Here is a 20,305-nt window from a genome sequence, read left to right as displayed (position 1 = left end):
ATTACGCCGGATCCAGGAAACGGGGCACCGTGTAGTCGTGTTCGAGATTGGGGCGGGGAGAGAACTTGCCGGAGAACGGCACCTGCCCCCGGCCGAACACCTGGAACCGACGGCGCGTGAACCGCCACCCTTCGTCCAACCGGACGAGGGTGTCCTCGTACACACCGAAGTTGCAGTTGAGCTTGTCTCCGTCGTCGACTGCCAGCCATTCAGACACGGACCAACTTGCCACGGCGGTGTCGCCCGCGACCTCGACGATGCCGTTCGTGCACGTGAGAATCATGAATTTCAGCGGGGCCAGCGTACTGTCGAGGATCGACCCGATCCTGTCTCGTCCGACGACATCCGGCGCGTTGTATGCGGAGAGGATTCCGTTCTCGGAATAACATGCCGCGGCTGCAGATCCGTCGCCCCGCATGACGGCGTGGCTGTAGGCGTCGGTCAGCTTGCGGATGGCAAGTTCGTCGAGAAGTGACCTGTCGCGGTCGGTCACGGGATGCCGCCGTCCGAGCGGACGATGGCGCCGGTGGTGTAACTCGATGCGGCGCTTGCGAGAAACAGTGCTGCGCCGACAATTTCGTGTGGATTTCCGATGCGCTTGAGGTGCAGGCGCTCGGACATCCGGTTGGTGTGGTCCATGTCCCATGCCGCGGCGATATCGGTGAGGTACTGCCCCGGCATGAGGGTGTTGACCCGGACTTCGGGCCCCAGGAGCTGGGCGAAGCCCTCGGTCATCGCATTGAGGCCGTTCTTTGCGGCGGCGTAAGGGATGATCGACCCCATCGGTCGCAGCGAACCGGTGCTGCTGACGTTGATGACCGAGCCGGAACCTTGCGCTTTCATTCGCGTTCCGACCAGCTGGGTGAGCCGGAACGGGCCTTTGAGGTTCAGATTCAGGACGCTGTCGTACATCTTCTCGGTCACGTCGGTGACGTCGTCGTAGACCGGTGACATGCCGGCATTGTTGACGAGGATGTCGATGCGCCCGAACCGCTCGTATGCGGCGTCGACCAGGCCTTCGATCTCATCCCATCGGCCCATGTGACATCCGTAGGCCAGGGCGTTGCGGCCGGTGGTCTGTTCGATCTCGGCGGCCACGGCTTCGCAGTTCTCGAGTTTGCGGCTGGCGACGACGACGTCGGCGCCGGCCCGCGCGAAGGCGAGTGCCATTTCCTTGCCCATCCCGCGACTGCCACCGGTGATGAGTGCGACCTTGCCGGTGAGGCTGAACAGATCGAAGGGCGACTGCGGATCCGACGCCATGTGTTGGGCGTCGTCCTTCATACTGGGAGTCATAAATATCCTCGGATCAGAATCGGATTACCCACTGTGAAGAAAGATACATCAGAATTACAGTCATCGGCAGTCTCCCGTAGAGTCGCGCAGGCGGCCGAGCGTCGGACGGCACGGCAACGGAAGTCCGCGGAGGACGAGATCCAGCGGATCCTTGCGGTAACACTCGAACTCATCGAGAAGTCCGCACCCGCAATCCCTTCCGTCTCGGAGATCGTGGCGGCAGCGGGTATTTCGAATCAGACGTTGTACCGCTCGTTCCCGAGTAAAGATGATCTCCTGCTCGCAGTGCTGGAGCAGGGAACGCTGCGGGTCACGAATTACCTGCGCGAACGCATGTCGCGGGCGAAGGACCCCCGCGAGCAGATTCTCGTGTGGACGCGTGGCGTGCTGCGCCAGGTCACCGCCACCGAAGCCGCGCAGACGAGCCGGGCGGTGCTCGAACCCCTCAAGAAGTCCGGCGATTCGGGCTCGGGCAATACGCCGGACGAGCTGCTCTACCCCCTCCGCGAGCTGCTCTCGGAACCCTTGGCGAAACTGGGGGCCGATCCCAGGCTCGACGGTGACTGCATCGCAGATCTCGTTCTGGGCGCCATGCGCCGTCACCTGTGGAACGGGACGGCCCCGACCCGTTCGGAAGTCGAGTGGACGGGTCGGTTCGTGCTCGGCGGGCTCGACGCCCGCGCCGAGAGCAAGTCCGACCGGGCCTGAAGCAACAGTCCGGCAATGACAATCCGAAGGGAATGCAAATGGCACGAGGAATCGGTGACCTGGCAGGCGCCGTCTGTGTCGTGACGGGAGGTGCGTCGGGAATCGGACTTGCCGTGGCTCGTGCGCTGCGTGACCGCGGGACGACCGTCGTCATCTCCGACGTCGAGCAGTCGGCGCTCTTGGATGCGGCAGCCGACCTTGGTGTCCTGGGCATCCGGGCTGATGTGAGCCGGTGTGAGGATGTCGAACGACTGGCCGAGGAGACTCTCACTCGGCACGGCCGGATCGACGTGATAATCAACAACGCCGGGGTCGCCCGAGTGGCCCCGTTCGAGGAGTTGACCGACGAGGATTTTCATTGGCTGGTGGACGTCAATCTGTGGGGCGTGGTGAACGGCGTACGGACGTTCCTGCCGATCATCGAGCGCACGTCACGTGCAGGATTCGTCGTCAACACTGCGTCGATGGCCGGACTCCGCGCCGCGCCTCGTCTGACTGCGTACGCGGCGACGAAGTTCGCGGTGGTGGGTTTGACCGAGGCGCTCGACGAGGAACTCGCAGCCCGCGGATCTCACGTCGGGGTGGGGGTTGTCGTTCCGGGGCAAGTCCGGTCGCGTATCGGCGCCAGTGAACGAAACCGGCCCGGCGGACCGGGCGGTCCGATCGCGCAGCAGGCCGGATCGCAGTCGCTTCTCGAGGCGGAGGTGGTGGGTGAAACGGTAGCCGACGCCATCGAGCGCGGTGATTTGTACATCGTGACCCACCCGGAGCGCCTCGGGTCGGTCAGGCAGCGGCATCGCAGGATCGAAGCAGCCTTCGAGGCCGCGGACAGCGTCATGGGCAGGGCCCGCCCGATAAGTGACTAAGCGTCAGATAACTTCTCGTCTCGACCGCGAAGTGCTCATAGCTTCTTGCCCGGTAAGCACTGAAGAGGAGGTTAAGTCACTGGAGGGTTGACGCTTGTGATGACGATCACTAGAATACGACGTGTCAGATACGCGGTGGGATTCGTTCCGGATCTGCCCATCCTTTTCACGTCCCAGCTCGACCCTCGAAGGAGTCGCTGTGCCGCTTCAGGACCATATGCACTTGATTTCGGTGGACGATCATTTGATCGAACCGCCGAACGTGTGGTCGGACCGCTTGCCGAAGAAGTTCCTCGACGAGGGTCCGCGCATCATCGAAAAAGACATGAGCACCGAGCATGGCGACGAGGGTCTGTCGGCGCTCCTGCTCGACGCCGCTCGCCACGGCAAGAAGGCTGCTGCACCGAAACTTGCGGAGGTCTGGCAGTACGAGGGCCGCGTCTATCCGAACATCGGCCTGAACGCCGTCGCAGGTAAGAAGCCCCAGGAATATGGCATGGACCCGACTCGGTACTCGGATATGCTTCCCGGTTGTTATGACGTGAACGCCCGCGTACAGGATATGGACATCGACGGGGTACAAGCCGCGCTGTGTTTCCCGTCCTTTCCCCGGTTCGCCGGCACGGTCTTCCTTGAAGGCAAGGACAAAGAACTCGCCCTGCTGTCGGTGAAGGCGTGGAACGACTTCCACCTCGACGAGTGGGCCGGAGCCCACCCGGACCGGTTCATCCCACTGATAATCGTGCCGTTGTGGGATCCCGCCGAGGCGGCGAAGGAGATCTACCGCTGCGCCGCCAAGGGCGCCAGGGCGATCACGTTCCCCGAGAACACTGTCGGCTTGGGGTTGCCCTCGTTCTACACCGACCATTGGGATCCGGTCTTCCGCGCCGCGGAGGAGACCGGTATGCCGCTGTGCATGCACTTCGGCTCCTCGGGCAGGGCCCCGATTACGTCTCCCGAAGCCCCGATGGCAGTGATGATCTCGCTGTTCGGTACGAACTCGATGGATGCGACGGCAGATTTGCTGTTCTCTCCGGTGTTCTACAAGTTCCCGAATCTGAAGGTCGCGTTGTCCGAGGGGGGTATCGGCTGGATGCCGTACCTGCTCGAGCGCATCGACCTGACCTGGGAGAAGCATCGCTGGTACCAGAACGTAAACAAGGACGTTCGGCCGTCCGATTTGTTCCGTGAGCACATGTACGGATGCTTCATCGACGACTTCGAAGGTGTTGCCCGGCGCGATCGGATCGGGATCGACAACATCACGTGGGAGTGCGATTATCCGCATTCGGATTCGAACTGGCCCAACAGCCGCCAGTACACGGCAAAGCTCCTGCAGGACGTGCCGGACGAGGATGCACACAAGATCGTCGAACTCAACGCTCGTAAGCTTTACAACTTCCCTCGTACCGACGGACAGTAGCAGGTACGAAAAATGGCTCACGAGAAGGAAATCGACGCTTCCGATTGGACCGATCAGGACCTGCTCACCAAGGACGAGGCAGGGGAACGGCTCGACGACGAAATCGAGTCGACACGCGCCCGCCTGAACGAACTCGAGACACAGGATGCTGCCGGCAAAAACGTAGCTGCCTCGCTCGGTCTTGTTCGGCGCCGATTGACCGCGATGGAGAGATTGCGCGGCACCTTGTGAACTCCGGCCGGGCCGCCTTCCTGCGATGCGGGAAGGCGGCCCGGCCTGCTTTGCGTATGCAGCGTTGTCCGAGCTTGTTATATCCCTTGATGAAAGGCAACACTATGAGTGATCGACTGAAGGGCAAGACCGTACTGGTAACGGGTTCCACCCGCGGCATCGGAAGATCCATGGCGGAACACTTCGCCGCGGAGGGCGCACGTGTCGCAGTCACCGGACGTACGGTGGAGCGCGGGCAGAAGGTCGTCGACAGGATCCGGGCGGCGGGTGGAGAAGCCGAGTTCTTCTCTCTCGATGTGACGTCGGAAGCGAGCATCCGAGAGGTCGTCGAGGCAGTCGTCGCACGGTTCGGAGGACTGTCGACCCTGGTGAACAATGCGGCCCCCACCGACGCGGTAGCCGGCACTATGAAGCCCCTCCACGAGTACGACACTGCGGAGTGGGAACGAATCATGACCGGAACTCTGACCGGAAATGTTTTCTGGGCAACAAAATACGCGTGGCCGCATCTTGTCCGGGCAGAAGGGGCATCCATCCTCAACATCTCATCCGGTCAATCGCTATCCGGGTTCAAGGGTTTCGCGGCGTACGGCGCGGCGAAGGCCGGAGTCAACAGCCTGACACGATCTCTCGCGGTCGAGGGCAGTGCGGATGGAATCCGGGCCAACTGCATTCTCGTCGGCCGTGTGGTCGCGTCGAAAGGCGACTCCGGCCACCACACTGGGGGCGGCCGCCTGACACGTATCGGCAACCCGATGGACATCGCCTACGCTGCCACCTGGCTGGTATCCGATGAGGCCGAGTTCGCAACCGGGTCGATGGTTACAGTCGACGGTGGCTTCTCGATCAACGGTGATGCTGTCTCCGACGCGGAAAGCCTTTCCATGCAAGCAGTCTGACTATCGATTCTTCGGCAGGCGCGCCACGATATCGTCGGAGGGCATGATGCGGGCCAGTGCCCCGATCAGGTTCTCCAACATCGCGGCGTGTGCCTGTGGAGACGTTCCTGCAGTGCAGTCCTCGGCGAGCACCACGTGATAACCACGGTTCACCGCCTCGCTCGCCAGGCCGGGGATCGCTACGTTGGTCGAGACGCCGGCCAGGACGATGGTGCGAACGCCTTCGAGGCGGAGCATCGCGTCGAGGTCGGTGCCGTAGAAGGCGGTTATACCGGTTGCGCGACTGCTCACGATGTCGTCAGGCTCGGGTCCGAGTTCGGATGGAATCTCCACATCCGGCGTGCCGGCGATCAAGCTGCGGGTGCGCAGCGCCATCGTGCCGAGGTACGAGTTCGGAAGCATCCCGCGCTGGTCGGCGCGATGCTCGATGATGCAGTGCACCACGGGTAGTCCACGATCGCGGAACTGCCTTGCGAGCGACGCGGTGCGGCTGACGATGCTTCGCTCGGCGGCCTCGCGTGCGAGCCCGGAAGATACGGATGACGTCGGGTCGAGGATGCCGCGCTGGCATTCGCTGATCACCAGCGCGGGGGCGGGGAAGTGGTCCGGCATGCGTGGTCTCCAAATTGTGACGGGTAAGCCAGTTCATGGAATCGTATCTCATGAACCATCGGCAAAAACCCTGTTCATGGCTGTTGTGTAATAGTGACATTACTGCCAGAATCAAGGAAATAACCGCGGCGGCACGGGGTCGTGTCCGCGAGAAATTCGAGGCAGGTTGTGATGGTGGGGACCGAGTCGGTGGCGTCGCTCTTGATGGACCTGGATTGGTGGCAGTACCGTTCCGCCGAGCGTGACGACTTCTTCGCGTCGTTGCGCCGAGAAAACCCGCGAGCGTTCGTTCCGGTTGGTACGCGAGGGTTCTGGGCGTTGACGCGGCACGCGGATGTTCTGGAAGTATCGCGACGCCCGGAGGACTTCTGCTCGGGTGAGGGTACGCAGATCTTCGACCAGCCGGCGAAACTTCGTGAATACCGGGGTTCGTTCATCGACATGGACAACCCTGAGCATGCGCGATTGCGGAAGATCGTGTCTCGTGGGTTCACAAACAAGGCATTGTCGTCGATCCGCGAAGATATCGAAGCGACCGTCTCCGAGATCCTCGACGGGATGCCGAGTGATGGTTGTGATTTCGTCTCCGAATTTGCCGCGCTGGTGCCGCTGCGGATCATCGACAATTTGCTCGGCATTCCAAGGTCGCACGAGGCGTTCATCCTCGAGGCGACCAATGTCCTGCTCGGCGCGGTGGACCCGGAGTACGTGCCGGATCAGAGCTCCGAAGGGCTCGCCTCGGCAATGACAGCGGCAAGCAAGAGGCTGATCGCGATCCTGAACGACCTCGCCGAGGAGCGGATCGCCGAGCCGCAGGACGATCTCATCACGAGGCTGGTCGCCGCCAACGACGCGGAGAATCTCACGCCGCAGGAAATGGCGAAGTTCTTTATTCTTCTGGTCGGCGCCGGGAACGAGACTACCCGCAACGCCATCTCACACGGCCTGCATCTGCTCACGAAATACCCGGAACAGCGCGACAAGTGGCTGTCCGATTACGATCGATACGCCCCCACGGCGATCGAGGAGATCCTCCGCATTGCCAGTCCTGTGGTGCACATGCGCCGCACCGTCACCCACGACGGCGTCCGACTGGGCGACCAGGAATTCAACAAGGGCGACAAGGTGGTGCTCTGGTATGGCTCGGCGAATCGCGACGAGTCGGTCTTCGAGAACCCGTATGACTTCGACATCACCCGCGATCCGAATCCGCACCTGGCCTTCGGCGCTCCCGGCCCGCATTTCTGCCTGGGCGCTCACCTAGCCCGCTTGGAAATGCACGTTGCGTTCCGGATGCTCTTCGAGCGCTTCCCGGATATCCACACCATCGGTGAGCCGGATGTGCTGCGCGCCAATTTCCTGAACGGGATCAAGCATCTTCGAGTCGAGTACACGGCGCCCTGACGACAGAACAGCTTACGACAGACCATGGGTCGAGGAGGATTCGGTGACCGACGTCATTGACGGACAGACACAGCGTACGGAGAGCGTGCTTCGGCAGCTGGAGGGCGGGATCTTGACGATTTCGCTCAACCGGCCGGATGCCGCGAACGCCCTGCGGCCCGATGATCGCAACGAGTTGATCCGCCTCTTCGAGGAAGCTGGGGGAGACCCCGACGTGCGCGTCGTCGTATTGCGTGCGAACGGCAGGCATTTCTGCGCGGGTGCGGATGTGGTCAGGCTGTCGGGTGATCGTGCGACCAAGGTCAAGAAGGTCACCGGAGCGATGCACACCATCATGACCGGTGCGCAGCGTCTGATCGCGTCGGTCCTCGACTGCCCCAAGCCGGTCGTTGCGGTCGTGCAGGGTGCAGCTGCCGGCATAGGCGCGCATCTGGCATATGCATCGGACCTGGTAGTGGCTTCCGAGGGCGCATACTTCGCGGAGTCGTTCGTCAAGCGTGGTCTTGTCGTCGACGGAGGCGGTGCCTACCTGCTGCCCCGCCGCATCGGGGTGCAGCGTGCCAAGGAGATGGTCTTCTTCGGGGACAAGTTGTCGGCACGTGACGCTCTCGAACTGGGATTGGTGAACCGCGTCGTTCCGGCCGAAGAACTGGACTCAACCACCAATGAATTCACCTTTCGGTTGGCTGTCGCGCCCACCAGCGCGATCGCCCTGACGAAGCGGTTGTTCAACGATTCCCCCGACGTCGACCGCACGCAGTCCTTCGTCGCGGAAGCGATGGCGCAGGAGATTCAGGGCTATTCGCAGGACAGCAAAGAAGGCGTGCAAGCTTTCGTAGAGAAGCGCGACGCCGACTACGTGGGTTGGTGAGGGACGATGACCGAGAAGACCGCATCCGAGAAGACTGCTGGACCGGAAAAGCCGCGCGCGGACATTCCGACCGTCGACGAGGCGACCGCTCCCTACTGGGACGCGGCCAAGCAAGGAAAGCTGCTGATCGCGAAGTGCGGTGAGTGCGACAAGGTGCACCACTACCCGCGACCGTTCTGCCCGTTCTGTTGGAGTGAGGACGTAACCGCAGTCGAAGCCAGCGGACGCGGCACGTTGTACACGTATTCGACCGTGTATGTGAACGACCTTCACCCGTTCAAGTCACGGTTGCCGTATGTGGCGGCTCTCGTGGAACTCGAAGAAGGTCCGCGCGTGATGACCAATATCGAAGGGTGCGAACCCGACGAGCTGGAGGTCGGGATGGCAGTAGAGGTTGCGTTCCGGTCGTTGACCTACGAGCTCGACGCGACGATCTTCCGTCCTGTTGCAGCAACCGATCGGTAAAAGCGAATCTTCCAGTAGAAGGAGACATTTCATGGGCAAGTTGCTCGAGGGTAAGGTCGCGCTGGTTACGGGCGCCGGTCACGGTATCGGTCGCGCACATGCGTTGGAGTTGGCCGGTCATGGCGCGACCGTGATCGTCAATGATCTGGGGACTTCGGTCAGCGGCGAGGGCACCGGCAAGGTTGCCGACGAGGTGGTGCAGGTCATCGAGGATCGCGGTGGCCGGGCGATCTCGGATTTCAGTGACGTCGGTGACGAGCAGCAGGTGGATCTGCTGGTGGAACGGGCGTATTCGCAGCTAGGCCGTCTCGACATCGTGGTCAACAATGCCGGGATCGTGCGGGACCGGGCGATCTGGAACATGAGCGCCGAGGATTTCGACCTGGTTATGCGGGTGCATGTGCGGGGTTCGTGGTTGACCAGTCGTGCGGTGGCACGTAAGTGGCGTGAGGAGTCGAAGGCATCCGGCGGCAAGGTGTACGGCCGAATCATCAACACCACGTCGGGCGCCGGGCTGCAGGGGCATTTCGGTCAGACGAATTACGCTCCGGCGAAGGCCGCGATCGCGGGGTTGACCCAGACACTGAGTCTGGAGCTGGCATCGATCGGTGCCACAGTCAATGCGATCAGTCCGGGTGGTCTCACTCGGATGTCGGCGACGATGCCGGGTCGCGCGGAGGCGGTCGAGCCCGATCAGCGTACCGATGACGTGTTCGATCCGAAGGATCCGTCGTTGGGGTCGCCGGTCGTGGCGTGGTTGGCGAGTCCGGAGGCCGGGCATGTCAGCGGTCAGGTGATCAAGGCGCTGGGTGAGAACATTTCGTGGTTGCGGAGCTGGACGCCGATTGCGACGGTGTCGAACAACGGAAAGCGTTGGGAAGCAGAAAAACTCGGTGCAGTGTTCGCTACCGATGTGTTCGGTACGCGTGCTGCCGGTTTGCGTTTGGGCGGCTGATTGGGGATGGCCGGCGGGCGCACCGCCCGGCGGCTCCCTCGGGGCGGGCATGCCCGGTCCTTATCCCAATAGAAAATAGAATATAGATTTCTGAATTCAGTGACGCTACTTCACTCTGGCCACGATGCGGATTGTGAAGCGCGACTGCATCCATTCACAGTGCGAGACAAGTACTTCGATCCCCCTATGCCGGCCCATCGCGGGAGCGATCTTTCTCGCTCGGCCGCTGCGCTCGCCACTGGTGGGACGACATCACGAGCAGAAAGGCGGCGTCGATGGACGCGACGTTCGATGTGATTGCAATCGGTGGGGGCCTCGCGGGATTGGCTGCGATGACCGCTGCCAAAGAACGCGGTCTTTCGGCTCTGCTGATCGAGAAGACCGACACTCTCGGTGGGGTGACTGCGTATTCCGCCGGTCAGCTCTGGGTGGCGGGCTCGTTCCTCGAGCGTGCAGCGGGGATCGAGGACTCGGCCGAAGCCGGTGCGGCGTATCTGCGCCGCCTCGGCATGGGTTTCGCGGACGAGGAACACGTGCGCTTCTATGCGGACAACGCGAACCCGACACTCGAGTACTTCACCGAACTCCTGGATGCCAAGTTCCGGATCGTCGACGACCTGCCGGACTACTACTACGGTGAGTTTCCCGATGCGCGCAGGGAAGGACGGCTTCTCGAAGTCGACCCGTACCCGGGTGCGTTGTTGGGCCAGTGGCGGAAGCTCCTGAGGGTCTCTCCGCATGTCCAGTATCGGCTCACGCACGAAGACATGTGGAAACTCGGCGGGATCGCACGTAGCCACACGTGGGATCGGTCGTTGCTCGACCAGCGTGAAGCCGACGACGAACTGTGCATGGGCACAGGTCTCGCGGCGCTGTTCCTCCGCGGTGCTATCGAAGCGCGATCGGAGATCATGACGTCGACCTCGGTGTCGGAACTCGTCGCCGAAGACGGACGTGTGACGGGCGTGCGCATAGACGACGGGCGGAGCTTCGGGGCCCGCTTCGGCGTCCTCATCGCAACCGGGGCGTACGACTGGGACCCCAGGGCGATGATGGGCTTCGAGGGAATCCCCGACGTGGCCTCGGCTACGCCCCCTTCGGTCGTCGGCGATCATTTCCGACTGACCGCGCCGTTGGGCGCTCGCGTCGTGAGCGAACCCAAGCCGATGCGGCTCGGGTACCCCATCCCCGGTCGGAAAGACGACGGACAGGCGATGACCGGCATCTTCCGCGCCGTCTCCTACCCGTACTCGATTCTCGTGAACGGTGACGGTCGGCGCTTCTGTGACGAATCGTTCTATCCCGCAATCGGACATGCGCTCAAGACGATCGACGGCCGGCGACAGGCATTCGCGAACTGGCCGTGCTGGTGGGTGTTCGACACCAAGTTCCGAAGCGAGTACTCGTTCTCCTCGATTTCCCCGGGAACGGATTTCCCGCCGGAATGGGATGTCGTCTCCGCCGACTCGATCGAAGGGCTCGCAGAAAAGATGGGTGTCGACGTTGATGCCTTCTCCGACCAGGTCCGTCGATTCAACGCCGACTGCGCAGACGGAGTGGATCGCGAATTCGGCCGAGGCGAGCGGATGTACTCCCAGGTCTCTTACGGAGACCACCAGGCCGGCCAGCACCCGAACCTCGGTCCGGTAGCCGTCGGACCGTTCTACGCAATGCGACCGGTCCTCGTCGGCACCGGAATCCCTACCACCGGGCTCGATACCGATGCGGTGGGACGAGTTCTCGACTACGACGGCCGGCCGATCGAAGGGCTGTACGCTGCCGGCAACTCGTCGGCGATGCTCGAGGTCGGCGGCGGATACCAGAGCGGGGTCGCCAATATGCGATCGCTGATCACCGCGCGTTCGAGCATGTTCGACGCAGCCCCCAAGAAATGACCCCAGCGGCCGCCTACACCTGCGAGACCGCACACCCGGACGTCGAGGTGTCAAGGGCCGAGCCGCCGAGCGCAAGGGAAGATTCATGAAGATACTCGGAAAGCAAGATCTCTCGGACCGATACGACGTCGTAGTGGTCGGATCGGGCGCCGGCGGCCTCGTCGCCGCGCTCACTGCAGCGTCCGCAGACCAGTCCGTTCTCGTGCTGGAGAAGTCGAGTCAGATCGGCGGAACGTCTGCCGTGTCCGCCGGCACGATCTGGATCCCCGCCAACGACGGGATGACAGAAGGTGGGATCGACGACGACATCGAGAGCGCACGTACGTATCTCACCGAGACGGTCGGCGGCGGAGAGGTCGTCGATGCGTTTCTCGACCACGCGAACGACATGCTGTCGTTCCTGCGTGAACGGACCTCACTCGAACTGGTGGCTTCCCTCGGGTATCCCGACTACAAACTGGGCCTCGCGGGATCGCGCTACGGTCGCGCGATGCAGCCGACCACGTACGATTCTCGTCAGCTCGGTGAGTGGAAGGATATTCTCCGCCGCGACGAGAACCTGCTCCAGTACTCGATGATCGAGTTCAAACAGTGGGGTTCGTGGGCGAACTTCCCCTGGGACGAACTGCGAGAGCGCACAGCGAAGGGCATCGTGGCGCGCGGTGCGGCACTGGTAGGCCCGATTTTCCAGGCGTGCCTGGAAGCCGGTGTCGACTTCGCAGTGAATGCCCCGGCACAGGAATTGGTCGACGAGGGCGGCTCTGTCCGCGGAGTGTCGGTCGACAGCCGGCAGATCGCCGCGACCGGCGGTGTAGTGCTCGCCTGTGGTGGCTTCGAGTGGAATCCCGAGATGATGGAAGAGCATCTGCCGATGCCGATTCCGATCCGCTGCAGCCCGCCCCACAACACGGGTGACGGACACCGCATGGCCGAGCGCATCGACGTTCGTCTCGACCACATGGACGAGGCGTGGTGGGCGCCCATGGTGTCGGTGCCGGGGCAGGAGGTCGATGGGCAGCGGGTGGGCCGACACATCCGCTCCGAGCGGCAGTCTCCCGGCGTCATCATCGTGGACAGCACAGGCGAGCGCATCGTGAACGAGGCACAGGACTACAACAGCCTGATTCGATCCGCGCTGGAAGCTTCACGCAGTAAGGGCATTCCGCTGCGTATGTTCGTCGTCTTCGATCATCGCTTCCTCGAGCGGTACGGCTTCCTCACGTATGCCGCGGGCGACGAACTCCCCGGATGGATCACTACCGGTGCGAGCCTCACGGAGGTCGCCGAGTCGCTCGGACTCGAGGCGCAGGCGCTCACCGCCACCGTCGAGCGTTTCAACAAGTTCGCCGAGGCAGGAGTGGACGAGGACTTCCATCGCGGCGACAGTCCTTACGATCAGTACAGCGGAGATGCCACCAACCCCTACCCGAACTCGAACCTCGCGCCCGTGGAGATCGGACCGTTCTACGGCATGGAGTTCTTGCCGGGCGCGTTCGGCACCGCGGGTGGTGTTGCGACCGATGCCCGCGGACGTGCGTTACGCACCGACGGTTCCGTCGTGCCGGGCCTGTTCGCAGTGGGCAATGTGTCTGCCCATCCACTCTCTACGGGCTACCCCGGTGCAGGCTCGACGCTCGGACCCGCCATGACTCTCGGATATGTGGCCGGCACCGAACTTGCGGACACTCGCACGGCTGCGGAAGTTGGAGGAACGCAATGATCGATATCGGAAACGCGTTGGCAGGTCGCACGGTTGTCGAGATCTGCAATTACGTCAGCGGTCCGATGGTCGGCCGGAACCTGGCGGCGCTGGGCGCCAACGTCCTGAAAATCGAGAGGCCCGGCACCGGCGATGACGGACGCCACTCGTACCCTGCGTTCGACGGGGACGGCTTGTTCTTCACGGAAACCGCATACGGCAAGAAGTCCGTAGTCCTGGATCTGAAATCCGAGGCCGGACTGGCAACGGCCGTGGACATGATCGACAAAGCGGACATCCTGATCGAGAACATGCGCCCGTCCGTCATGTCGCGTATCGGTCTCGACCCCGCGATGCTCGTCTCACGTAATCCGAAGCTCGTCGTGGGCTCGGTGAATGCCTTCGGCACCACCGGTCCGCGCGCCGACGACCCGGCCTACGATCCGGTCATCCAGGCGGCGACCGGCATCATGTACACCACCGGCTTCAAGGGCGATCCGCCCAAGCGGATCGGAGCGTCGATCGTCGACAAGACCGCAGCCCTGTGGGGGACGATCGAGGTTCTAGCGGCTGTCCTCGAGGTCGACCGCACGGGCGAGGGCGGCCACTTCTCGGTGTCGCTGCTGTCGTCTGCAGTTCATCTCATGGGCGCGGACGTCCTGCGCTTCCTGGCGACCGGGGAGGACAGTGCCCCCTCGCAGCCGCGTGCCGGCGGCGCCGGCGCCTCGCACGGGGCCTACCGGACGGCCGACCATCGGTGGATTCAGGTGGCGATCGGAAACGATCGGATGTTCGAGAGGTTGTGCCAGGCCGCGGGCCGTCCCGAGATCCTCGAAGACCCCCGCTTCGCGACACACCTGCTTCGAGGGGAAAATCGTTACGACGAGCAGGAAGTCATGGAGCGGGTCTTCGCCGAACGGGACAGCGCCGAGTGGGTGAAGATTCTGCACGAGGTCCGGATCCCGTATGCCCTCGTCAACCGGATCCCCGAGTTCATCGCCGACAACGAGTTGTCCGCACCGTTCATGGGTGTCGCGACACGCACGGACGGAACCGAGATACCTTTGGTCCGAGGGCCTTTGGATCCGGAGTCGGCAACCGGTGAAAGCCGTCGTGTGCCTCGCCTGGGTGAGGACACCGTATCGGTGCTCCGATCGCATCTGAACCTGTCGGACGATGCCATTCGGGATCTCGCAACACGCGGAGCATTCGGGGCCGATCCCGCACTCGTTCTGTGACCCGCGCACGCCCCATCGCCGATGGGAACCACGAAATCGAAGAACAGGAGACGCGAACATGACGGGACCACTCGCAGGGCTGCGTGTCCTCGAAATGGCAGGGATGGGCCCGGGCCCCTTCGCTGCGATGCTTCTGGCCGATATGGGTGCCGACGTCGTCCGTATCGACCGCGCGGACCGCCAAGCGCGGGTCGGGCCCACCGGCCGGGGACGTAGCCGAATCGCTGTCGACCTGAAACAGCCGTCGGGGGTGGAACGGGTCCTGCAGCTGGTGACGGGCGCCGACGTGCTGATCGAGGGGTACAGGCCGGGCACGATGGAACGACTCGGCCTGGGACCGGACGAATGCCTGCGTCGCAACGAGAAGCTGATCTACGCGCGAATGACCGGATGGGGCCAGTCGGGGCCCCTCGCGCAGTCGGCCGGGCACGACATCAACTACATCTCGATCGCCGGCGCGCTCGGTGCGATCGGTCGGAGCGATGAACCCCCGACGGTGCCGCTGAACCTGGTGGGCGACTACGGCGGGGGATCGATGTATCTGCTGTACGGCATCATGTGTGCCGTGTTCGAGCGTTCCCACTCGGGCAAGGGCCAGGTTGTCGACGCCGCGATGGTCGACGGCGCAGCCAATCTGATGACGACCTTCCACTGGAACCGTTCGGTCGGGCAGCACTCCGATCGCCGAGGCACGAACCGGCTGGACTCGGGCGCCTTCTTCTACGACGTCTACGAAACGGCCGATGGCGGTTTCATGGCGGTTGGATGTATCGAGCCGCAGTTCTACCGGGCATTCCGGGAGGTGCTAGGGCTTGACGGTCCGGAATGGGACAACGCTCAGGCGGACGTCGAGTCGTGGCCCCAGCGCAAGAAGGACATCGCGGCGCTCTTCCGGACCCGGACTCGGGAGCACTGGTGCGCAGCGTTCGACGGTGTCGACGCGTGCGTCACGCCGGTGTTGTCGCTGGACGAAGTTGCCGGGCACGAACACAACCGTCAACGAGAGCTCATCCAGGAGTTCGCGGGCGGTCGCGTACCGGGCGTCGCCCCGAGGCTGTCGCGCACTCCCGGTGCGATCGCGGACCGAGAACCAGGTGAGCTCGATGACGTGCTCGCACGCTGGGGAACTACCTGAACGAGTTGTGCTCGAACGAATAACGAGTCATCCCAACCGGAATGTGGTTGATCGTTGCGTGCAGCGCTGTGCCGACCGGCCACAAGGAGGATGTTGTGGAACTGAAAGAGAAATACGCAGGGCTGGCAGACCAGCTGGCTCCGTACATCGGTGAGTACGCCCCCCGCGTGTGGTCGGCGTATCCGCTCGAGACAACCGCGATCCAGCAGTTCTGCGGGATGGTGGAGGATGCCAATCCCGTCTACTGGCAGCCCGAGGTGGCGAAGACGTCCCGCTTCGGTCGCGTCATTGCGCCGCCGCAGGGTCTGATGGCGTTCAATATCGATGCGTGGTGGCTGCCGGAGTATCTTCGCGGCCAAGTGGAGCAAGCTAGAACGTCGACGCCCGAAGGAAAGATCCGCGAGATCCTTGCGAGTTACGGGTTCACCACGGTGACAGTGGTGGAACGTGAGGAGGAGTACCTCGAGCCGTTCGGACCAGAGGACGGACACATTGGCAGGGATCGCCGTGTGACGGCGGTCAGCCCAGTCAAGCAGACGAAGGTCGGACCCGGTGTATTCATGACCTACGAAATCGAATACCACACGCAGCACAACGAGCGTCTTGTCGCGATCGCGCGGAACGTCACGCTGCTGTACGACGGAACGGGAGCGAAGCCATGACAGCCCGACCGCGCATTCCCTGGGACGAGGTCGTCGTGGGGAACAAGCTCGAGCCCTTCACCTTTGATGTCACCTACTCGACACTCGCGAAGGACGTCGTCGGGACACGGGATCTGTATCGGATCCACCATGATCCGCCGTTCGCACAGGAGAACGGCGCACCGAACATCTTCCTGAACACCATGTGGTACCAGGGGTTGATCGGCAGGATCGTCACCGAATGGGGTGGGTACGAGTCGTTCCTGCGAAAGATGAGCATCAAGATCAACTCGCATGGCTGTCCCGGCGACACCCTCACGGTGGGTGCCACGGTCGTCGGTCGCGAACAAGTCGAGGACCGACTGCTCGTCGCCCTCGATCTGACCATCGACAACGGTCGTCGCGCCGACGCCGTCGTCAGTTCCGTGAAGGTGGAGCTGGTATGAGTACGCAAGCGGAAAAGCAGGACGCGACACCGGTATCGCAGCGGAAGCGCTCGTGGCCGGCGATCAGCGAAGACACCGAATACTTCTGGAACGGTGTACGCGACGGCGAACTACGTGTCCAGCAATGTTCGGATTGCTCCGCGCTGAGCCATCCTCCCAAGCCGATCTGCTCGGTGTGCGGGTCGTTCGAACTCGGACACCTCGTCGCCTCGGGAGCGGGCACGGTCTATTCACATGTCACGTTCCACAAGCCACTGTCACCGGGATTCGACGAGCCCTACAACGTGTCGGTGATCGAACTGGTCGAAGGGGTGCGCCTCGTGTCGCAGGTCGTCGGAGTGCAACCGAGCGACGTCTCGATCGGAATGCCGGTCGAAGTCGAGTTCACCGAGGTCGAACCCGGCCTCGTACTGCCCCTGTTCCACCCGGTTGCCGAGACCGGCGGAAAGGACGTTTCCCATGGATAGCCAGTGGAGCAACAAGACCGCGATCGTCGGCATCGGGCAGACCGAATTCTCCAAGAAATCCGGTCGCAGCGAGCTGAAACTGGCTGTGGAAGCGGTCAAATCCGCGATCGACGATGCCGGACTCCGCCCTGAAGACATCGACGGCCTGGCGACCATCTCGATGGACACCAGCGCAGAAACCGATATCGCCCGGGCCCTCGGCATGGGTGACGTGACGTACTTCTCCCGCGTGCACTTCGGTGGCGGCGCCGCTTGCGGTGTCGTACTGCAGGCCGTGCTGGCGGTCGCGACCGGCGCCGCCCGCAACGTCGTCGTCTACCGGGCGTTCAACGAGCGGTCGGGCAAGCGATTCGGCACGGCCAATCGGGGCCAGCCTGTAGGCGCCGGCTCCGAGCAGGTCTCTGCAGGCTGGACGAATCCCTTCGGCTTGTTGACACCTGCGAGCAAGGTCGCGATGTTCGCCCAGCGCTACATGCACACCTTCGGTGCGACCAGTGAGGATTTCGGCCGCATCAGTGTGGTGGACCGCAAACATGCTGCCACGAATCCCAATGCGTGGTTCTACGAGCAGCCGATCACCCTCGAACAACATCAGCAGTCGCCGTGGATCGTCGAACCGCTGCACCTGCTCGACTGCTGCCAGGAAAGTGACGGCGGTGTCGCGCTGGTCGTGACGAGCAGTGAGCGCGCTGCGGATCTTGCTCAGCGCCCGGTGTCGATTGCCGCCGCCGCACAGGGCATCGCCGACGACCAGCATTCGATGACGAGTTACTACCGACCCGACAGCGACTTCGTGGGTCTTCCCGAGATGTCTCTCGTCGCTCGGCAACTGTACAAAACAAGTGGCCTGACACCGGACGACATCGGTGGTGCGATCATCTACGACCACTTCACACCCCTGGTGTTGCCACAGCTCGAGGCTTTCGGATTCTGCCCGGTGGGCGAAGCCAAGGATTTTATCCGGGACGGAAATCTGGAGCTCGATGGCAGGCTGCCGCTCAACACACACGGTGGCCAGCTGGGTGAGGCCTATATCCACGGCATGAACGGCATTCTCGAAGCCGTCAGGCAGCTACGGGATCAATCCTGCAACCCCATCGACGGGGTCGATCACATGCTTGTCACCGCTGGAACGAGCGTCCCGACGAGCGGGTTGCTGCTGTCGCGTAGCTGACCGCCCGGAGTTTTCACACGAACCAGGAGACGAAAAATGGAAGCCCTCGACCGCGACGTAGCGATCATCGGTGCCGGGCCCGCAGGCGTGACGCTGGCAAATCTGCTGGCGCAGTACGGAGTATCGACGACGCTGATAGATCGCGAAGCGGAGATTCTCGAGGAGCCCCGCGCGGTCGGAATCGACGACGAGGCCCTGCGCACCTTGCAGGGTTTCGGTATGGCGGAGGAGGTACTGGGGAACGCAGTGCGTAACGCGCCGATCCGCTACTACGACTCGCGCAAGCGCGTTCTCGCTCACGTGGCTCCGAGCGGCCGGCCCTACGGCTGGCCACGCCGAAACCTGTTCTTCCAGCCGAACCTCGAAGCGGTACTGCGGAAGAGCCTGGGGCGCTTCGGCACTGTAGAACTACGCACCGCGTGCGAGGCTGTCGGCCTGGTGCAGGATGCAGACGGAGTGACCGTCACGGCCCGGCAGGACGGTGAAACTGTCACCATCCGCGCCCGCTACGTGATCGGCGCGGACGGCGGCCGCAGCTTCGTTCGGGACGTCATGAATATCGAACTCGAGGGCGACACTGCGCCCATGAAGTGGCTCGTCGTCGACGTGAAGGACGACACGTGGGACGCGCCCTACTCGGCGGTGTACACGTCGCCACGGCGGCCGTCGATGACCATTCCTCTCCCGTTCGGATACCGGCGTTTCGAGTTCAAGGTGCTCGACGGTGAGGACCCGGATCAGATGGCCGAACCCGAGACGGTCGCCGAGTTGATGAAGCAGTTCTATCCGGACGGAGAAGTACCGGAACCGGTCCGTCGCAGGATCTACTGGCACCATTCGCGCACCGCGGCCAGATTCCAGAAGGGCCGCGTGTTCCTGGTCGGCGATGCCGCGCACCTCCAGCCCCCGTTCTTCGGACAAGGTATGAACTCCGGTATGCGGGATGTTTCGAACCTCGCGTGGAAGCTCGGAATGGTCCTGTCCGGATCCGCGTCTCCGAGGTTGCTCGAAACATACGATTCGGAACGACGGGAGGCTGCACGCGAAATGGTGCAGTTCGCCACCGGCGTGGGGCGTCTCTACCACCCCGCCAATCGAGGAACGGAATGGTTCCGCAATCTGTTCTTCCGGGGTGTTCAGCGGGTTCCCGGCGGGCGCGACTACATCCTCCAGATGAAGTACAAACCGGTGCCGCGTTACGAGGACGGCTTCGTACTGCGCGACGGGGCCGGCCGGTCCTCTCTGGTCGGCCGAGCGTTCCCTCAGCCCATGGTGGAGAAGCTCGACGGCACGAGGCTGCGCCTGGACGACGTGCTCGGTACCCGGATCACGCTGGTGGGAGTTGTCGAAGGTGTTGCAGAGGCACTGTCTCCCCGGACAGCGGCTCTCCTTGCCGCTCACAACGGTTCCGTCGTGCAGTCGCACGTTCCTTCGGCATACCGCCGGAACGGGCAGTTCGACCCTTCGACCCGGGACACGGCTGCCGAGATTCCTGTTGTGGACGTTTACGACCTCGAAGGTGGTCTGCGGGATCTCTACCTCGAGCATCCGGAATCGGAGGTCTACATCGTCCGGCCGGATAGATACGTCGCCGCGGTCAGCTCGATTGCGGACTTGAACTCGACGGTCGAGTCCTTGCTGGAGCTGCTCGGCGACCCCGGGGCTGGAAGCGTCGGTGACGGCACGGCAGTGCACGAGGGTGCTCGCGATGTCAGGTCGGGCTGACCGCAGTGGATGAGAGGGCGCGGCGAAAGCGACCGGGTCGTGGACGCCTGACCGGGTGGTTTCGATCACTCCGGGCAGCGTCCGGAACCGATGAGACGGAGAGCCGGCGCATCACGCTGGGTGCACTGATACAGCTCCTCACTTCGTGACCGTGA

The 20,305-nt window shown here is 63.1% G+C and carries 21 protein-coding genes; 18 read left to right on the top strand and 3 right to left on the bottom strand.

All coding sequences use genetic code 11. The features are described from left to right. Position 1 precedes the first annotated feature (1 nt). A complete protein-coding gene (locus ACTDXD_RS06875) occupies positions 2–493 on the bottom strand; it encodes a nuclear transport factor 2 family protein (RefSeq protein WP_158289162.1) in 492 nt (163 codons plus the stop codon). Next, positions 490–1,263, bottom strand: coding sequence for an SDR family NAD(P)-dependent oxidoreductase (locus ACTDXD_RS06870; RefSeq protein ID WP_132472178.1), 774 nt, complete (start codon positions 1,261–1,263; stop codon positions 490–492). Before ACTDXD_RS06870 ends, ACTDXD_RS06875 begins: the two co-directional genes overlap by 4 nt. 66 nt (positions 1,264–1,329) lie before the next feature. Between ACTDXD_RS06870 and ACTDXD_RS06865 the strand changes: the two genes are divergently transcribed. The 5 genes from ACTDXD_RS06865 (at position 1,330) to ACTDXD_RS06845 (ending at position 5,423) form a co-directional block, all read left to right on the top strand. Then, positions 1,330–2,004 carry a TetR/AcrR family transcriptional regulator gene (locus ACTDXD_RS06865; RefSeq protein ID WP_132472085.1) on the top strand — a complete coding sequence of 225 codons (675 nt, stop codon included), beginning with the start codon at positions 1,330–1,332 and terminating at the stop codon, positions 2,002–2,004. A 38-nt stretch (positions 2,005–2,042) separates the two neighbouring features. Continuing rightward, positions 2,043–2,870, top strand: a complete 828-nt coding sequence (locus ACTDXD_RS06860) for an SDR family NAD(P)-dependent oxidoreductase (protein ID WP_132472086.1) — start codon at positions 2,043–2,045, stop codon at positions 2,868–2,870. A 199-nt stretch (positions 2,871–3,069) separates the two neighbouring features. Further along, positions 3,070–4,293: an amidohydrolase family protein gene (locus ACTDXD_RS06855; protein ID WP_347238234.1), complete on the top strand. Its 1,224-nt coding sequence runs from the start codon at positions 3,070–3,072 to the stop codon at positions 4,291–4,293. A 12-nt stretch (positions 4,294–4,305) separates the two neighbouring features. Next, positions 4,306–4,524, top strand: a complete 219-nt coding sequence (locus tag ACTDXD_RS06850; RefSeq protein WP_132472087.1) for a hypothetical protein — start codon at positions 4,306–4,308, stop codon at positions 4,522–4,524. 104 nt (positions 4,525–4,628) lie between these two features. Then, a complete protein-coding gene (locus ACTDXD_RS06845) occupies positions 4,629–5,423 on the top strand; it encodes an SDR family NAD(P)-dependent oxidoreductase (protein WP_132472088.1) in 795 nt (264 codons plus the stop codon). Here the strand turns inward: ACTDXD_RS06845 and ACTDXD_RS06840 are convergent, their stop codons facing one another. Beyond that, entirely contained in the window at positions 5,424–6,035 is a 612-nt protein-coding gene (locus ACTDXD_RS06840) for a cysteine hydrolase family protein (RefSeq protein ID WP_330150272.1), read from the bottom strand. It abuts the gene before it with no gap. 171 nt (positions 6,036–6,206) lie between these two features. On the opposite strand from ACTDXD_RS06840, the gene ACTDXD_RS06835 reads away from it, so the two are divergent. The 13 genes from ACTDXD_RS06835 to ACTDXD_RS06775 all read left to right on the top strand — a co-directional run bounded on the left by ACTDXD_RS06835 (position 6,207) and on the right by ACTDXD_RS06775 (position 20,150). Further along, positions 6,207–7,439, top strand: a complete 1,233-nt coding sequence (locus ACTDXD_RS06835; protein ID WP_330150271.1) for a cytochrome P450 — start codon at positions 6,207–6,209, stop codon at positions 7,437–7,439. 43 nt (positions 7,440–7,482) lie between these two features. Next, complete coding sequence (locus tag ACTDXD_RS06830; protein WP_330150270.1) at positions 7,483–8,310, top strand: enoyl-CoA hydratase/isomerase family protein; 828 nt, start codon at positions 7,483–7,485, stop codon at positions 8,308–8,310. 6 nt (positions 8,311–8,316) lie between these two features. After that, positions 8,317–8,775: a Zn-ribbon domain-containing OB-fold protein gene (locus ACTDXD_RS06825; RefSeq protein ID WP_132472091.1), complete on the top strand. Its 459-nt coding sequence runs from the start codon at positions 8,317–8,319 to the stop codon at positions 8,773–8,775. 31 nt (positions 8,776–8,806) lie between these two features. Beyond that, a complete protein-coding gene (locus tag ACTDXD_RS06820; RefSeq protein WP_132472092.1) occupies positions 8,807–9,730 on the top strand; it encodes an SDR family NAD(P)-dependent oxidoreductase in 924 nt (307 codons plus the stop codon). A 275-nt stretch (positions 9,731–10,005) separates the two neighbouring features. Continuing rightward, the gene (locus ACTDXD_RS06815) at positions 10,006–11,625 is read left to right on the top strand and encodes an FAD-dependent oxidoreductase (RefSeq protein WP_440126354.1); all 1,620 of its coding nucleotides are present in this window, start codon (positions 10,006–10,008) and stop codon (positions 11,623–11,625) included. Positions 11,626–11,710: 85 nt separating this feature from the next. Continuing rightward, positions 11,711–13,345 (top strand): FAD-dependent oxidoreductase, encoded by a 1,635-nt coding sequence (locus ACTDXD_RS06810; RefSeq protein WP_132472094.1) that lies wholly within the window; start codon positions 11,711–11,713, stop codon positions 13,343–13,345. After that, entirely contained in the window at positions 13,342–14,562 is a 1,221-nt protein-coding gene (locus ACTDXD_RS06805; protein WP_132472095.1) for a CaiB/BaiF CoA transferase family protein, read from the top strand. Before ACTDXD_RS06810 ends, ACTDXD_RS06805 begins: the two co-directional genes overlap by 4 nt. A gap of 58 nt (positions 14,563–14,620) precedes the next feature. Then, a complete protein-coding gene (locus ACTDXD_RS06800; RefSeq protein WP_330153634.1) occupies positions 14,621–15,697 on the top strand; it encodes a CaiB/BaiF CoA transferase family protein in 1,077 nt (358 codons plus the stop codon). A gap of 95 nt (positions 15,698–15,792) precedes the next feature. Continuing rightward, positions 15,793–16,359 (top strand): FAS1-like dehydratase domain-containing protein, encoded by a 567-nt coding sequence (locus tag ACTDXD_RS06795; RefSeq protein ID WP_440126353.1) that lies wholly within the window; start codon positions 15,793–15,795, stop codon positions 16,357–16,359. Further along, positions 16,356–16,784 (top strand): hypothetical protein, encoded by a 429-nt coding sequence (locus tag ACTDXD_RS06790; RefSeq protein ID WP_330153632.1) that lies wholly within the window; start codon positions 16,356–16,358, stop codon positions 16,782–16,784. Before ACTDXD_RS06795 ends, ACTDXD_RS06790 begins: the two co-directional genes overlap by 4 nt. Further along, positions 16,781–17,251 (top strand): Zn-ribbon domain-containing OB-fold protein, encoded by a 471-nt coding sequence (locus ACTDXD_RS06785; RefSeq protein ID WP_132472099.1) that lies wholly within the window; start codon positions 16,781–16,783, stop codon positions 17,249–17,251. The genes ACTDXD_RS06790 and ACTDXD_RS06785 overlap by 4 nt, the downstream gene beginning before the upstream one ends. Beyond that, positions 17,244–18,425, top strand: coding sequence for a lipid-transfer protein (locus ACTDXD_RS06780; protein ID WP_330153630.1), 1,182 nt, complete (start codon positions 17,244–17,246; stop codon positions 18,423–18,425). The genes ACTDXD_RS06785 and ACTDXD_RS06780 overlap by 8 nt, the downstream gene beginning before the upstream one ends. Before the next feature lie 36 nt (positions 18,426–18,461). Further along, on the top strand, positions 18,462–20,150 hold the full coding sequence (locus tag ACTDXD_RS06775) for a bifunctional 3-(3-hydroxy-phenyl)propionate/3-hydroxycinnamic acid hydroxylase (protein ID WP_440126352.1): 1,689 nt from the start codon (positions 18,462–18,464) through the stop codon (positions 20,148–20,150). Positions 20,151–20,305: the final 155 nt, after the last annotated feature.

The sequence above is a fragment of the Rhodococcus sp. SJ-3 genome, assembly GCF_051918125.1.
GTDB lineage: Bacteria > Actinomycetota > Actinomycetes > Mycobacteriales > Mycobacteriaceae > Rhodococcus.
Note: the sequence above shows the minus strand (reverse complement) of the source record. Positions and strands in the feature narration are given on the sequence as shown.

Coding starts and splice junctions, on each gene's coding strand:
- ACTDXD_RS06790 (WP_330153632.1), top strand. CDS start 16,356: ATGACAGCCCGACCGCGCATTCCCTGGGACGAGGTCGTCGTGGGGAAC.
- ACTDXD_RS06845 (WP_132472088.1), top strand. CDS start 4,629: ATGAGTGATCGACTGAAGGGCAAGACCGTACTGGTAACGGGTTCCACC.
- ACTDXD_RS06820 (WP_132472092.1), top strand. CDS start 8,807: ATGGGCAAGTTGCTCGAGGGTAAGGTCGCGCTGGTTACGGGCGCCGGT.
- ACTDXD_RS06780 (WP_330153630.1), top strand. CDS start 17,244: ATGGATAGCCAGTGGAGCAACAAGACCGCGATCGTCGGCATCGGGCAG.
- ACTDXD_RS06800 (WP_330153634.1), top strand. CDS start 14,621: ATGACGGGACCACTCGCAGGGCTGCGTGTCCTCGAAATGGCAGGGATG.
- ACTDXD_RS06870 (WP_132472178.1), bottom strand. CDS start 1,263: ATGGCGTCGGATCCGCAGTCGCCCTTCGATCTGTTCAGCCTCACCGGC.
- ACTDXD_RS06805 (WP_132472095.1), top strand. CDS start 13,342: ATGATCGATATCGGAAACGCGTTGGCAGGTCGCACGGTTGTCGAGATC.
- ACTDXD_RS06825 (WP_132472091.1), top strand. CDS start 8,317: ATGACCGAGAAGACCGCATCCGAGAAGACTGCTGGACCGGAAAAGCCG.
- ACTDXD_RS06840 (WP_330150272.1), bottom strand. CDS start 6,035: ATGCCGGACCACTTCCCCGCCCCCGCGCTGGTGATCAGCGAATGCCAG.
- ACTDXD_RS06810 (WP_132472094.1), top strand. CDS start 11,711: ATGAAGATACTCGGAAAGCAAGATCTCTCGGACCGATACGACGTCGTA.
- ACTDXD_RS06775 (WP_440126352.1), top strand. CDS start 18,462: ATGGAAGCCCTCGACCGCGACGTAGCGATCATCGGTGCCGGGCCCGCA.
- ACTDXD_RS06815 (WP_440126354.1), top strand. CDS start 10,006: ATGGACGCGACGTTCGATGTGATTGCAATCGGTGGGGGCCTCGCGGGA.
- ACTDXD_RS06785 (WP_132472099.1), top strand. CDS start 16,781: ATGAGTACGCAAGCGGAAAAGCAGGACGCGACACCGGTATCGCAGCGG.
- ACTDXD_RS06850 (WP_132472087.1), top strand. CDS start 4,306: ATGGCTCACGAGAAGGAAATCGACGCTTCCGATTGGACCGATCAGGAC.
- ACTDXD_RS06835 (WP_330150271.1), top strand. CDS start 6,207: ATGGTGGGGACCGAGTCGGTGGCGTCGCTCTTGATGGACCTGGATTGG.
- ACTDXD_RS06860 (WP_132472086.1), top strand. CDS start 2,043: ATGGCACGAGGAATCGGTGACCTGGCAGGCGCCGTCTGTGTCGTGACG.